This is a genomic window from Arthrobacter sp. CG_A4, from assembly GCF_035985125.1.
Lineage (GTDB): Bacteria > Actinomycetota > Actinomycetes > Actinomycetales > Micrococcaceae > Arthrobacter.
In genome coordinates this window covers 75368-89060 of the sequence record NZ_JAXCID010000015.1, presented here as the reverse complement: position 1 = coordinate 89060, position 13693 = coordinate 75368, and the positions used below count along the sequence as shown (strand labels likewise).

Here is a 13693-nt window from a genome sequence, read left to right as displayed (position 1 = left end):
CGGGGACGCGGCCACGGGATCGAAGCGGCAGGACCCGAACCGCACCCCACAGGGGCCTTCCAGGTTTCCTATCGCGAAAATGCCAGGAGGCCGGGACTCCTTCCAGAAAGGAGACCCGGCCTCCGCGCCGTCACGGCGCAAACCTGCGGAACCGGCAAACCGCTACCGACCCACGCACCTAGATTGGTTCGAGGTCAGCTACGCACATACATGCGTTTGCATCTACCTGTGGAACCGGTGTTCCGCTGGGTTTATTCCCCTGGCGTCGTGGCGTCCCGAAGACGCTGACAGGGGCCCTCCGTTCTGCCAGACTGCCCTCATGGCTGGAAACAAGAACGAGAACAAAATAGCAGCTACCGGTGCATCCGTGGACGCATACCTTGCCGCCGTCGAGCATCCTGTCCGACGCCGGGACGGACTCCGGTTGCTGGTGCTGATGGCAGAAGCGACGGGCCGGCCGGCCGAGATGTGGGGCCCGACGATTGTGGGCTTCGGCCGATACCACTTCAAGTACGAGACCGGGCGCGAAGGCGACGCACCGGCGGTCGGGTTCTCCCCACGGAAAGCCAGCCTGTCGCTCTACGGCCTCACCTACGGTCCGGAGTCGGCGGGGCTGCTCGCCCGGCTGGGGAAGCACAGAACAGGCGCGGGCGGCCTCTACGTCACCAAGCTCGACGACGTTGACGAGGCGGTGCTCACCGAATTGATCCGGAACGGCTACCGGCATGTGACCACAGTCCTGAACCGCGGCTAGTCCCGCCCACAAAAAACAACGCGGGGTCACTTCGCGCCCATGGCGCCGCCCACAATGGGCGCGAAGTGACCCCGCGTTGGGTTAAAACGGAAGGCCCCCGCGTCCGGATCCTTTGAGGAATCCGGAGGCAGGGGCCTCCCGACAGTTCAGGACTGCGCAGCCGGTAAGGGCTACTTGCCTGCGACTACGTCGAGTTCGATCACAGCGGCAACGTCGTCGTGCAGACGGACGTTGGCCTGGTAGGAACCAACCGACTTGATGTGAGCCGGCAGTTCAACCTTGCGCTTGTCGATCTTGCCGAGACCAGCGGCCTCAACAGCATCGGCCACGTCGGCCTGCTTGACGGTGCCGAACAGGCGTCCGGTCTCGCCAGCCTTGACCAACAGCTTGACCGGCTTGGCGGAGAGCGCTGCGGCCTGCTTCTGAGCGTCTTCCAGGGAAGCGTGCTCGCGGGCGACGCGGGCAGCCTTGATGGACTCAACCTGCTTCTCGCCACCCTTGGACCAGGTCAGGGCGAAGTTGCGCGGCAGCAGGTAGTTACGTGCGTAACCGTCCTTGACCTCGACAACATCGCCTGCAGCACCGAGACCGGTTACTTCGTGGGTCAGAATGAGCTTTGCCATGTTAGTTAATCCCTTCCTTAGCCGCGGCCAGCGCCGGAGTAAGGCAGCAGAGCAACTTCGCGGGCGTTCTTGATTGCCTGGGCGATCTTGCGCTGTTCCTGCACCGTGACGCCGGTGACGCGACGGGCGCGGATCTTTCCGCGGTCGGAGATGAACTTGCGCAGCAATGCTACGTCCTTGTAGTCGATGACTGTGATGTCAGCGGCCTTCAAGGGGTTGGACTTTGGTTTGGGCTTACGGAGTTCAGCCTTAGCCATCGTGGAGCTCCTATTCGATGGAGCCCGTGGATATTGATCCACGGGATGGTGGTGATCCAACGCCGGTCTGCACCCGGCCGCCTTGCGGCGTCCCGGCGGGTCCCGGCGTCGAACCTTAAATGTTGTTTAGAAGGGAGGTTCGGAATCGGGGCCGTTGCCCCAGCCGCCGCCCGCATTGCTGACACCGGGCGTAGCCCAAGGGTCATCCTGCGCTGCCGCGGGCTGGTTGCCGCCCCAGGTTCCGCCGGAGTTGCCGCCCGAGTTGCCACCCTGGTTTCCACCAGAGACACCGCCGCTGTTGCCGCCGCCGAAGCCACCCTGGGCACCGTTGCCGGCCCCCCCACCGCCTGAGCGCTGGGTGCGGTTGACCTTGGCGTTGGCGTAGCGCAGGCTCGGGCCGATTTCATCGACCTCGAGCTCCATAACGGTGCGCTTCTCGCCTTCCTTGGTTTCGTAGGTACGGCTCTTCAAGCGGCCGGAAACGATCACGCGCATGCCCTTGGTCAGGGACTCGGCGACGTTTTCGGCTGCCTCACGCCATACCGACGCGCGGAGGAACAGGGTTTCCCCATCCTTCCACTCATTGGACTGGCGATCGAAGGTACGGGGCGTAGAAGCGATGGTGAAATTCGCTACTGCCGAACCTGACGGTGTGAACCTCAGTTCGGGGTCATTGGTGAGATTACCTACGACCGTAATAGTGGTTTCGCCTGCCATCTACTGCCTCCTTATGCGTTCCTGCGGGGATGAAGAGTGAAAATCTGGAGCTGAAGTTATTCAGCAACAACTTTCTGTACTTCGGGGCGGGTGATCTTGGTGCGCATGATGGTCTCATTGAGACTCAGCTGGCGGTCAAGTTCCTTGGCGGTAGCCGGCTCAGCGGTGAAGTTCACCACGGCGTAGATACCTTCAGACTTCTTCTGGATTTCGTAAGCCAGGCGTCGACGGCCCCAGATGTCAACCTTTTCGATGGTTCCACCATCGGTGGTGATGACACTCAGGAACTTCTGAAGCGTTGGCTCGACGGTACGCTCTTCGACCTCGGGGTCGATGATTACCATCAATTCGTAAGGACGCATATGTGAACCCACCTCCTTTGGGCTAAGCGGTTACGGCATTTCCGTAACAGGAGGTTCATTTGCGGTGCCTTGTGCCCGCAGCACCCCCAGAAACGGGGGCAGGGCGCAGCACAGACTTCAATAGCTTAGTGCATCGGGAACGGATTCCGCGATTCCATCCGTGTCCAGCGTAGGCGCAGCCGTCGGGTCCCGGAAGCGTAGCCGGCCTCCCTGTGGATAACCGCCCCGGCGGGGCGGATCCCGGCGGGGTGGATCCCGGCGGCATGCCATGATCAAGGAATGACTACAGGCTCCCCGTCCCGACGTTCCGTGCGCACCCGGAGGAGCCGGCTGCGCTTCGCCATTATGCTGCTGGGCGGACTTTTGGCGGCGGCGGCGGCCGCTCTGGCCGGCCGCTGGGTCCAGGCTCCGGCGATCGGCTGGTGCGGCGCTTCGCTGACCTACACGGCCTGGGTCTGGCTGGTTATCGGGCGGCTGGATCCGGCGGAAACACAATCCCACGCCACGGCCGAGGATCCGGCCCGGGGCACCACGGATCTGCTGATCCTGGCCGCGAACGTCGCCAGCCTCGCGGCGGTGGCGGCCGTCGTCGTCGACTCCCACAACAACGCCGACGCCGTGTCCCGGCTCGGCGGCGGGCTGCTCGCGCTGGTCTCGGTGGCACTGTCCTGGATACTGGTTCAGACGCTTTTCACCCTGCGCTACGCGGAGCTGTACTACACCACGGGCCGGAAGGCCGGCTCCGCGGTGGGCGGCATCGACTTCAACCAGAGCCGTCCGCCGCAGTACACCGACTTCGCCTACCTGGCCACGAGCCTGGGCATGACCTACCAGGTTTCAGACACGGCCCTGCAGAACCACGGCATCCGCGCCGAAGCCCTCAAGCACAGCCTGCTGTCGTACCTGTTCGGGACAATCATCCTGGCCGCCACGCTCAACCTCGTCATCGGTCTCGCCTTCTAATCTGGCCGGCCAGGTATGTCCTGAAGACTTATGCCTCCGTCCCGAAAAACTGTTCGGTCACCAGCGCGAGCCGGTGCGGGTCCTCGACGCCGCACAGCTCGCGCGCGGAGTGCATGGAGAGCAGGGGCACGCCGACGTCGACCGTGCGGATACCCAACCGGGTAGCGGTCAGCGGGCCGATCGTGGAGCCGCACGGCATCACGTTGTTGGAGACGAACTCCTGGTAGGGGATACCCGCGTCGGTGCACAGCCGGGCCCAGAGCGCGGCGCCCGCAGCGTCCGTGGCGTAGCGCTGGTTGGCGTTGATCTTCAGCAGCGGCCCGCCGTTCAGGGCCGGCCGGTTCGCCGGGTCGTGCCGCTCGGCGTAGTTCGGGTGCACCGCGTGGCCGGCGTCGGCTGAGACACAGAACGACGCCGCGAAGGCCTGCCGCCGCTGGCTCACCGAGGCACCCAGTCCGTCGGAGATGCGGACCAGAACATCCTCGAGGATGGGGCCGCTGGCGCCCGAGCGGGAGGCGGAGCCGATTTCCTCATGGTCGAAGGCCGCGAGCACGGCGATCGGGGCATTGGCCGGGGCACCCTCCGGCAGCGGGCTCGAACCGTGGGCGATCAGTGCGGTGAGTCCGGCGTGCGTCGCCGAGAGGTTGTCCAGCCGGCCGGAGGCGAAGAACTCGCCCCTGGCCCCGAAAACGGCGGGCGCCTGGGTGTCCGCGATAACGACGTCGTAGCCACCGATCTGCGCAGGGTTGAGGTTTGCCCCCGTGACGCGGCCGGCGAGCAGTGCCAGCAGGTCTTCACCGGCGGGATCGCCGAGGCCGTAGACGGGGTTCATGTGCTGCTGCTTGTCGAGGGCGAGCCCCTCGTTCACGGCGCGGTCCAGGTGGATGGCCAACTGCGGGAAGCGCAGCAGCGGCCCGGTAGCGGTGAGGTGCTGCGTGCCGTCCAGCATCACAAGACGACCGGCCAGTTGGAGTTCGCGGTCCAGCCAGGAGTTCAGCAGCGGGCCGCCGTAGACCTCGACGCCGGCCTGCAGCCAGCCGAACTTTCCGGTGGTGGGCCTGGGCTTGAGCTTGAAGGACGGCGAATCCGTATGCGCGCCCAGGATGTTGAAACCCGTGGTGGGGCCGGCCGTCCCGGGCATCACCCAGGCGATGAGGGCGCCGTCCCGGATGATGTAAAACTTGCCAGCGGTGCCGGGCTCGGCAGCGGCGGCGCCGTCCCAGGGCTGCAGCTCCTCCAGGCCGGTGAAGCCCGCCGCATCCAGCCGGCGGGCGGCCTCGTGCACCGCGTGGAAGCTCGACGGCGAGGCGGTGACATACGCGCCGAGGTCCTGGATGTGGTCTGCGGCAGTGGAGTGTGTTGGCATGGCACCGAGTCTAGCGCCGCGCCCACACGCTGACGTTGAGCCCGGCCGTGAAGCCCCCGGACGTCGGTCCGGCCATCGTGGCGAGCCGGTAGATCCCGCCGTCGTTGCCGAAGACTTTGTCCGATTTCAGCGTGGTCCGGGGAAGTTCTCCGTACCGGCTGCGTGGGGCACAAACAGGTACCTCAGGGACAATTTGATGTGTGCCGAAGCCCACTGAATCAATAGTCCGGGTTGCTTGGCACCACAAGGCCGGTTTCGTAGGCGTACACCACAGCCTGGACCCGGTCGCGCAGATGGAGCTTCGCGAGGATCCTGCGCACATGCGTTTTGACGGTGGCTTCGGAAAGGAAATACCGGTGTGCAATCTCGGCGTTGGAGAGTGCCTCGGCCATCGCCCCGAGCATCTCGGTCTCCCGCGGGGTGAGGTCCTCAAGCAGCGGGTCCGTGGCCGCCCGGGCCGCGGGTCCCGGGGTCCCGGGACCGCCGGCGTCGCCCGCACCGCCCGCACCCGGGCGCGCTCCCCGGACATAGGTTTCCAGCAGCCGCCGCGTCACGCGCGGGGCCACGACGGCGTCGCCGCTGGCCACCACCCGGACGGCGCTGATCAGCTCGGCCGGCGCCACGTCCTTGAGCAGGAAGGCCGAGGCCCCGGCCCGGAGCCCGGCGAAGGCGTATTCGTCGAGATCGAAGGTGGTGAGGATGATGATTTTCGCAACCGAACCGGCGGTGGTGATGGCCCGCGTGGCTTCGATCCCGTCCAGTACCGGCATCCGCACATCCATGAGCACAACGTCCGGCGTGAGCGCGCGGACGCGGCGCACCGCCTCGGCGCCGTCGGATGCCTCACCCACGATGCACAGGTCATCCTCCCCCTCCAGGATCAGTCGGAACCCCATCCGCAGGAGCGGCTGGTCGTCCACCAGCAGGATGCGGATCCGTGCGGTCTCGCTCATTGTTTCCCCTTGCCGTTGCAGTTCAGGACGGCGTGCACGCGCCAGCCGTCGTCGATCCTGCGCCCTGCCTCCACGGTGCCGGCGTAGATGCTGGCTCGCTCCCTCATCCCGGGAAGGCCCTGGCCGGCCCCGGGCCGCCACGCGGGTCCCTGGGGGTCCTGTGTCCCGGCCGCCGGGGGGCCGAAGCCGCCGGGGCCGAAGCCACCGGCACCCACGGTCCCCTTCCCGTCGTCGGCCACGTCGATGGTGACGGTATCGCCGTCCCGGGAAATCGCCACGTCGACCCGGCCCAGCGATCGGCCGTAGCGCAGCACATTGGTCAGCGATTCTTGCACGATCCGGTAGACGGTCAGCTGGAACGCGGCCTCGTCGGGCAGCGCCTGGCCCGTGTGCGTGTAGTGCAGCGGCAGACCCGCGGTGCGGAATCCGTCCAACAGCTTGGCGAGGTTACCGCCGGCCACCAGCGGTTCCCTCGGCGCGTGGCCGGCGGCGGACTCATCGCGCAGCACGCCAAGCACACGCCGCATGTCCGCCAAGGCGGCACGTCCGGTGCGGGACAGTTCGCCGAGTACCTCGGCGGCCCGCTGCGGATCCTTCTTCACCACGACGGCGGCACCGTCGGAGAGGCTGATCATGACCGTGAGCGAATGCGCCACGACGTCGTGCATTTCCCGGGCGATCCGGTTCCGTTCGTTGACCGAGCCAAGCTGCGCCGCTCTCGCGGCCCAGGCGGCGATCTCAAGTTCGTGCTCCCGCCGCTGCCGGACCGAGATGCCGATGACGGTGGCGATGACGTTGGACAGGGTGATGATGATGCCAACCGCGAGGCTCGCGATGAGCTGGAAGTTCTCCGGGGTGCGGGCGGAGGTGTCCGGCAGCCGGCCGTCCAGCGGGCCTCCGGCTGCGAGGAAATACAACAGCGCCAGCGGCGCCGTGGACAGCGCCAGGGCGATCAGGGCGAAACGCCGGGTGCGGACCACGGCCACGGCGTACAGCGCGAACCAGAGTCCCGCGGAGACGTTGGAGCCCCAGGGATGGAGCAGGGTGACGGCCACCTCCAGCATGGTGACTGCCGCCACCACCGGGACCGGGTGGCTCCGGCGGAAGAGAAGGGCCGCGGCAACCGCCGCCAGCAGCGCGGCGGCGGGCCAGGCGCCGTCGGTCACTGATTCCACCGCGGTGGGGGTGGCAAGGAGGACATAGACGGAGACGACGATGGCGTCCGTGACCCGCGGGTGCTGGAACAGGTAGCGCCGGAGCCGGCCCCGCCGTCGGGCGGTGATTTCCGCGAAGGACGCGTCAGCCTGGCCGGCTGCCGCGTCCGTCACTGATACTGCATGGTTCATGCTCTGAGCCTAGACGGCGGGCCCGCCGGCTTAGACGTCGCGCCTCTTGAGCAGGACACCGGCGAGGACCACCGGGACGAGCACCCAGGCGCCAAGGACCAGGGCTGCCTGCCAGGCTTCCAGGGTGTCCGCGGCGTGCTGCGCAGCAGTCATCGGCTCCACCGTGTTGCCGGGCAGGTACTTCCGGGCTTCCACGAAGAAGTCGCCCGGAATGAGCTGGAAGGCGATCGGTGCCACGAAGAACAGGCCCACCAGGCTCATGATGCCGCCCGCGGAGTTCCGGATCAGCGCACCCAGCGCCATGCCGATTGCGGCGACGGCTGCGACGTAGAGGCTGCTGACCAGCAGCAGTTTGACCGACTGGGAGCTGGCGAGGTCCAGCTTGAGGTTGTAGTTGTCCAGGATTGGCAGCGCCACCAGGCCGGCCAGGTACACGGAGACCGTGGTGACAACAAACGCGGTCACCGTAACCACCAGCAGCTTCGCGATGAATGCCGGCGTCCGCCTGGGCACCGCCGCAAACGTGGAACGGGCCATCCCGGTGGTGAACTCCGAGCTCATCAGAAGCACGCCGAGCGAGCCAAGGATCAGTTGGGCGAAGACGATGCCGGAGGTGGGGACGCTGACGGCGAGTTCCCCGCCCTGGGCGGCGAACGCGGCGGCCGCCTCCGGGTCCTGGGTGGCAGCCTCGGCGAACTGACCGGTTCCCCAGGCGGAGAGGGCGCCGAAGCCCACCATCACCAGCGCTGTGGAGCCAAGCAGGATCAGTGTGGAGAGCAGGGTGCGGAACTTGATGAATTCGGAATTCAGGACCCGGAAGTAGCCGGGGCCCGGACCGGTGCTGGTGCCGTCGCCGGCGAGGGTGGCCTTGGCGCCGGAGTGGGCCCCTCGGCTGGAGGGGACGGGGTCGAGGGTGGTTGAGCTCATGGCTTAGTTGCCTCCGGAGGTGACGGGAGCAGCGGCTCCCGTGGTGATCAGCGAGTGGTATTCGACCTCATCCTTGGTCAGTTCCATGTAGGCCTCCTCGAGGCTGGCCTGAAGCGGGGTGAGTTCGTAAATCATGACGCGGCTCTCGAAGGCCGCCCGGGCAATCTCGCGCGGGTCGAGGCCCTTGACCTCCAGGAGTTCGTGGTCCTGCAGTTCCACCGAGATGCCAGTGCCGGCCAGCAACTGCATCAGCTGGTCCGGCTGATCGGTGCGGACGCGGGTGCGGCTCTGGCCCTTGCCGTTGATGATGTCCTGGATCGGGGCATCGGCGATGATCCGGCCCCGGCCGATCACGATCAGGTGGTCGGCGGTGACGGCCATCTCGCTCATGAGGTGGCTGGAGAGGAACACGGTGCGTCCCTCGGAGGCCAGATACTTGACGAGGTTGCGGACCCAGACCACACCTTCCGGGTCGAGGCCATTGACCGGCTCGTCCAGGATGATGGTCTGCGGATCGCCCAGCAGCGCCGCCGCGATTCCCAGCCGCTGGCCCATCCCGAGCGAGAAGCCGCCCACCTTCTTCTTGGCGACCTCGGCCAGGCCGGTCATTTCGATGACCTCGTTCACGCGCTTCTTCGGGATGCTGTGCGTGGCGGCCATGGCCAGCAGGTGGTTGTAGGCTGAGCGGCTGGTGTGGACGGCCTTGGCATCCAGTAGGGCGCCCACGTCGCGCAACGGCGCGGCGTGCCGGGCGAGCGCGGCACCGTTGACGGTGACAGAGCCCGACGTCGGGCGGTCCAGTCCCATAATCATGCGCATGGTGGTGGATTTGCCGGCTCCGTTGGGTCCCAGGAAGCCGGTGACCCGGCCGGCCTGGACGGTGAAATTGACGCCGGCAACGGCGGTCTTGTCGCCGTAAACCTTGGTTAGGCCTCGTGCTTCGATCATGAACGCGTTCCTTTGCGTAGCAGTGGGAGTGTGTACGCACCACGCTACCGAGCCAGCGGGCGGTTTTCGCCGGTCTCAGGGATGATTCAGGGTCGGTTCAGGGTAGTCCCCAAGGATGACAGGGCGGCTGTCAGGATGCCGGCGAGTAGTACGTCAAGGCGCCCGGCTTCACCGTGAACTCGACGGAGCGCACCCCCGGCATAACCTCCCCGTCCACCGCCAGGACCATGGTGGTGCCGCCCGGTTCCACCCGGATCGTACTGGATTCGCTGAGGTGGGTGATCCGGGACGTGGCGACGGTTCCGGTCAGCACGGACCACAGCAGGCGCAGCCGGGCGAACGATTCGTCTGCCGTGATCATCCGAAGGTCAAAGACCCCGTCGTCCAGGACCGGGCGGACCAGCGGGGCGTGGTCACGCGGGTAGTAGCGCCCGCGGCCGATGTACATAATCCAGAGTTTGTGCCGCACCCCGTCGACAATCAGGGCGGTGGGTGTTCCGGCGGCGAAGGTCCGGAGCATCGCGACGACACCGGCCAGCGGCTTTCCCAGCGCGGGCTGGAGGAGTTCCCGGCGGCGGACCAGGTTCGGGTAGAGGCCGATGCTCGCGGTGTTGAGCATGGTCAGGTGCAGCCGCTCGGGACTGTCGGGAAGGCCGCGCTCCACCACAACGTGTCCAATGTCGGCCCGGGCTGCCTCGCCGCGGGACGCGGCGTCGACGGCGGCCTCGAGGCTGGGGATTCCGGCGTCCCGGGCAAAACGGTTTAATGTTCCGCCGGGCAGCACCAGCAGCGGGAGGGAGAGTTCGACGGCGGCCGCAGCTGCCGTACCCACCGTTCCGTCCCCGCCCCAGACGCCCAGGGCCAGGGTATCCGGGCGTGTGGCCACCGCGGCGATCTCAGCGTCAATGTCCTTGTCCTGGGTGATTTCCTGTATATACGCTTTAGGGAATACTTTCCGGAGGGCGGCCGCTGTCTCCGCGGCGTAGGAGCCGCCGAGGGTGTTTACGGCGATGCCCAGGCCCTGACCCGCGGGCAGTTCCGCGGCCCGTCCGGCGGTCCGCCGGGTTTCCGGGAAGGGCGGCCGGGCGGGCCACCACGTCCGCGTCATGAGGGCGGCGCCCGCTCCGATGGCCGAGCCGAACAGCACGTCGGAGGGCCAATGGGCTCCCGTGTGCACCCGGGAGTAGGCCACGCCGGCAGCGACCGGGGCCAGCGCGGCACCCAGCCCCGGGCGCACGAGCCCGACGCCGAGGGCGAACGCCGCGGCCGAGGCGGAGTGGCCCGAGGGCATCGAGGAGCTGGTCGGCTGGGGGTGGACAAACCGGAAGGCCGGAAGGTGTTCCGGGAGCGGACGGGCACGGGGGAGCAGGGTCTTGAACCCAAGGTTGGTGACCCCCGAGGCCAGGCCCTGTGCAAGGAGTCCGTGAACGGCCGCGCGGCGGACCTTCCCGGGGAACATCGCCATGATGCCGGCAAGGCCAAGCCAGAGTTTTCCGTTGTTCGCAGCCGCGGACAGCTGCCGGAAGAACTTGTCATGGCGTCCGCCCGGGAGCGCGGACACGGCCCGCATCAGTTTCCGGTCGAGTCTCCGCAGCCGTCCCGGCGCTTTCGTCAGCATGCTTCGCATCCGACCACCTTACTGCCGGTTCCGGCGCGCACGCTGTCGGACAAGGGCGGAAGCGCAAGGGCGGAAGCGGCGGAGGATCCCGTGTCAGCAGATCCGGTGTCAGCAGGGTTCAGCCCGCCGAGACGTCCGGTTGGCTAGGATGAGTCGATGACCCGAGTGCTGGATCCTCAGCGGCTGCCGGCTGGCCGCATCATCGCGGTCAGCACCGTACTGCTGACGGTCGGCGTGGTTCTCGCCGGCCTGCTGCTGGCCAACGTCGCACATCCGCCGTTCCAGGGGCCGGATGAGGGCTGGGCCGGCTGGATGGCGTCCCTGCGCAGTCCGTTCTGGGACGGTATCAACGCCTTCCTGAACCTGGCCGGCTACCGCGGCGTGCTGGTGCTCCACGGGCTGCTCGTTGTGGCCCTGCTGCTGAGGAGACGCCCGCAAGCCGCGGTCTTCGGCGCCGCGGCCGGCATCACCGTCCTCATCCTGACCCAAATCCTCAAGGCGGGCATCCTCCGGGACCGGCCGGCCAACACCATCGTGCTGACCGACACCGGATCCTTTCCTTCGGGCCACGTGGCCACCACAACAGCCTTCGTGCTGGTCGTGGCGATACTCGCGGGCCGGGCCTGGGTCTGGGTGCTCGCGGCCGCCGGGGTCCTGGCCATGATGGCCAGCCGCACCTATCTGTCCGCCCACTGGCTGACGGATACCGTGGGCAGCGTGTGCATGGCTGTGCCCGTAGTCTTCCTGCTGTGGTTGTTCTACCGGGACATATGCATTCAGGAGAATGGAGACGCGCGGCGGCTGCTTACCTGGCGCGCAAGGGCTTCGCGGCGCCGGCGAGCAACAGCGCCCCCAGAATCGGGACTCCGATAGCCAGCAGGGCCAGCCGGATTCCGGTCACGTCGCCGAGGTAACCCAGCAGCGGCGGCCCGGCCAGGAACGCGACGTAACCTATCGTCGAGACCACCGCCACCCGGGCGGCGGCGTGCCTCGGCTCGTCCGCGGCGGCGGACATACCGACCGGGAATGCCAGGGCGGCTCCCGCCCCCCAGAGCACCGCACCGGCCGTGGCCAGCCAGATGTTGCCGGCGAGCACAAAGAGCGCGAGCCCTGCGGCGGCGGCGGCCATGCTGGCACGGAGTACCGCCACGCGGCCGTACGCGTCAATTGCTCGGCCGCCAAAGAAGCGCGTGGCCGTCATCGCCAGGACGAAGGCGGCGAACAGCAGCGCGCCGGTGGACTGTGGGGCGTCCAGCCCGTCCACGGAGGCCTTGGCGATCCAGTCGTTCCCGGCGCCTTCTGTCAGTGTGGCGCCCAGGACCACCATCCCGATCAGCAGGGTGCGGCCGTCGCGCCAGGCCGAGGGGCCTTTCGCTGGCTTCGCTTCCCCGGCCGGCGGAACAGGTGCCGCAATGTGCGGCAGGAAGTAGCGCGGGGCCAGCGTGGTCAGCACGGCGACGACGGCGGCTATCACCAGCAGGTGCGCCGGCAGCCCGACGCCGAGACTGGACAGGCCCGCGCCGATCAGCGCGCCAAGGAAGGCGCCGCCGCTGAACGCGGCGTGAAACCGGGGCATGATGGTGCGCCCGAGCCTGTGCTCGACGTCGGCCCCCTCGATGTTCTGGGCCACGTCCCACAGCCCGATGCCGATGCCGAAGAAGAACAGCGCGACGGCCGTCCCGGGAACCGATTCGGCCAGCAGGGCCAGGGCGATGCCGACGCCCGCGGCCGCTGCGGCGAGTCCGGCGGCGCGTACGGTGTTTGCCGTCCCGATCCTGCCCACCACGAGCCCTGCCGACGGCAGGGCGATCAGCGAACCGACCGCCACGCACAGCAGCAGTGTCCCCATCTGGCCGGAAGTGATGTGCAGGATGTCCGTTACCGCCGGGATCCGGGCCGCCCAGCTGGCGAACACCAGCCCGTTGATCCCGAAAATCAGGAAAGTCGCCGCAGCAGCGGCCTTGAGCTGCGGGCGGGTTGCCGTCATGGTCATACGATCACTGCTTCCACCGAGTGTTGGGCGAGCTGGGTAAGTTCTCTGGGGCTGAGGACCCTGTCCGTGACGAGGACGTCCACGGCCGCCAGGGCCGCGACGAGCGCGACGGCGCTGGCGTTCCATTTGGATCCGGAGCAGGCGACGATCACCCTGCCCGCGGATTCCAGCCCGGCGCGCTTCACGGCGGCGTCGTCGAGGTCGTGGGCCAGCAGCCCGTCCCGGAGGTTCAGGGCGCAGGGCGTGACCACGGCGGTGTCGAAGCGGAGCGAGCGGATATTGGCTTCCGTCATCGGTCCGCGGAAGGACAGTTCGCCGGGGCTCAGGCTCCCGCCGGGCAGCAACAGCTGCGGGCGGCGCCCGGCCGGGGCGTCATCTGCGGTCAGGGCGCTGACGGCCCGCAATGACATCGGCATGATCGTCATCTCCCGCCGCCGCAGCTGGCGGGCGATCTCCGTGGCCGTGCTGCCGCTGTCCAGCCAGAGGTGCCCCCGGTCCGTGAGCATTGCCGCTACCCCGGCGGCAATCCGCACCTTGGCGGCGTGGTCCTCCAGTTCGCGCTGCCTGTACTCCGGGTTCTCTCCCCGCAGCAGCAGGCTTACGGCGCCGCCGTGGACTCTCCGCAGCACGCCGTGCAGTGCCAGAACGTCAAGGTCGCGCCGGATGGTGGCGCCCGAGGCGCCGCACTCCGTCATGAGTTCGTCCACCGTCATGTGCTCCCGGCTGCGAAGCAACTCGCCGATCAGGCGGTGCCGCTCATCAGTACTCATGGTCACATGCTAACGATTTCTGCGCATTTAGTCATTTCCTGCGCAAACGAAATCTGCCCGCCTAACCAAAGAGCAACGCGGGGTCACTTAGCGCCC

The 13693-nt window shown here is 67.6% G+C and carries 15 protein-coding genes and 1 pseudogene; 3 read left to right on the top strand and 13 right to left on the bottom strand.

Translation table 11 applies throughout. From position 1 onward, the window contains the following. Positions 1-319: 319 nt before the first annotated feature. Positions 320-754, top strand: coding sequence for a DUF1801 domain-containing protein (locus tag RCH07_RS08640; protein WP_326967055.1), 435 nt, complete (start codon positions 320-322; stop codon positions 752-754). A gap of 170 nt (positions 755-924) precedes the next feature. Here the strand turns inward: RCH07_RS08640 and rplI are convergent, their stop codons facing one another. The 4 genes from rplI to rpsF form a co-directional block, all read right to left on the bottom strand. After that, complete coding sequence (gene rplI / locus RCH07_RS08635; protein ID WP_326967054.1) at positions 925-1377, bottom strand: 50S ribosomal protein L9; 453 nt, start codon at positions 1375-1377, stop codon at positions 925-927. Positions 1378-1394: 17 nt separating this feature from the next. Next, positions 1395-1634, bottom strand: a complete 240-nt coding sequence (gene rpsR / locus RCH07_RS08630) for a 30S ribosomal protein S18 (protein ID WP_003800144.1) — start codon at positions 1632-1634, stop codon at positions 1395-1397. 126 nt (positions 1635-1760) lie between these two features. Then, complete coding sequence (locus tag RCH07_RS08625; RefSeq protein ID WP_326967053.1) at positions 1761-2351, bottom strand: single-stranded DNA-binding protein; 591 nt, start codon at positions 2349-2351, stop codon at positions 1761-1763. Positions 2352-2407: 56 nt separating this feature from the next. After that, on the bottom strand, positions 2408-2713 hold the full coding sequence (gene rpsF, locus RCH07_RS08620) for a 30S ribosomal protein S6 (RefSeq protein ID WP_326967052.1): 306 nt from the start codon (positions 2711-2713) through the stop codon (positions 2408-2410). A 279-nt stretch (positions 2714-2992) separates the two neighbouring features. On the opposite strand from rpsF, the gene RCH07_RS08615 reads away from it, so the two are divergent. Then, on the top strand, positions 2993-3676 hold the full coding sequence (locus RCH07_RS08615; protein WP_326967051.1) for a DUF1345 domain-containing protein: 684 nt from the start codon (positions 2993-2995) through the stop codon (positions 3674-3676). 28 nt (positions 3677-3704) lie between these two features. Here the strand turns inward: RCH07_RS08615 and RCH07_RS08610 are convergent, their stop codons facing one another. From RCH07_RS08610 to RCH07_RS08580, 7 genes and pseudogenes are all read right to left on the bottom strand, one after another. Further along, positions 3705-5042 (bottom strand): M18 family aminopeptidase, encoded by a 1338-nt coding sequence (locus RCH07_RS08610; protein WP_326967050.1) that lies wholly within the window; start codon positions 5040-5042, stop codon positions 3705-3707. Positions 5043-5052: 10 nt separating this feature from the next. Then, a pseudogene (locus tag RCH07_RS08605) lies at positions 5053-5184 on the bottom strand (3,4-dioxygenase subunit beta); the annotation flags it as partial. 76 nt (positions 5185-5260) lie between these two features. Beyond that, the gene (locus RCH07_RS08600; RefSeq protein WP_326967049.1) at positions 5261-5995 is read right to left on the bottom strand and encodes a response regulator transcription factor; all 735 of its coding nucleotides are present in this window, start codon (positions 5993-5995) and stop codon (positions 5261-5263) included. Then, complete coding sequence (locus RCH07_RS08595) at positions 5992-7341, bottom strand: sensor histidine kinase (protein WP_326967048.1); 1350 nt, start codon at positions 7339-7341, stop codon at positions 5992-5994. The genes RCH07_RS08600 and RCH07_RS08595 overlap by 4 nt, the downstream gene beginning before the upstream one ends. Before the next feature lie 30 nt (positions 7342-7371). After that, a complete protein-coding gene (locus RCH07_RS08590; RefSeq protein WP_326967047.1) occupies positions 7372-8268 on the bottom strand; it encodes an ABC transporter permease in 897 nt (298 codons plus the stop codon). Positions 8269-8271: 3 nt separating this feature from the next. Continuing rightward, positions 8272-9216, bottom strand: a complete 945-nt coding sequence (locus RCH07_RS08585; RefSeq protein WP_326967046.1) for an ABC transporter ATP-binding protein — start codon at positions 9214-9216, stop codon at positions 8272-8274. A 130-nt stretch (positions 9217-9346) separates the two neighbouring features. Further along, positions 9347-10843 (bottom strand): bifunctional phosphatase PAP2/diacylglycerol kinase family protein, encoded by a 1497-nt coding sequence (locus RCH07_RS08580; protein ID WP_326967045.1) that lies wholly within the window; start codon positions 10841-10843, stop codon positions 9347-9349. A 147-nt stretch (positions 10844-10990) separates the two neighbouring features. Here RCH07_RS08580 and RCH07_RS08575 point away from each other — a divergent pair, with 147 nt between their 5' ends. After that, positions 10991-11707, top strand: a complete 717-nt coding sequence (locus RCH07_RS08575; protein WP_326967044.1) for a phosphatase PAP2 family protein — start codon at positions 10991-10993, stop codon at positions 11705-11707. On the opposite strand, the gene RCH07_RS08570 is transcribed toward RCH07_RS08575, so the two are convergent. Next, the gene (locus tag RCH07_RS08570) at positions 11640-12827 is read right to left on the bottom strand and encodes an MFS transporter (protein WP_326967043.1); all 1188 of its coding nucleotides are present in this window, start codon (positions 12825-12827) and stop codon (positions 11640-11642) included. The genes RCH07_RS08575 and RCH07_RS08570 overlap by 68 nt on opposite strands. After that, complete coding sequence (locus RCH07_RS08565; RefSeq protein WP_326967042.1) at positions 12824-13597, bottom strand: DeoR/GlpR family DNA-binding transcription regulator; 774 nt, start codon at positions 13595-13597, stop codon at positions 12824-12826. Before RCH07_RS08565 ends, RCH07_RS08570 begins: the two co-directional genes overlap by 4 nt. Positions 13598-13693 lie beyond the last annotated feature (96 nt).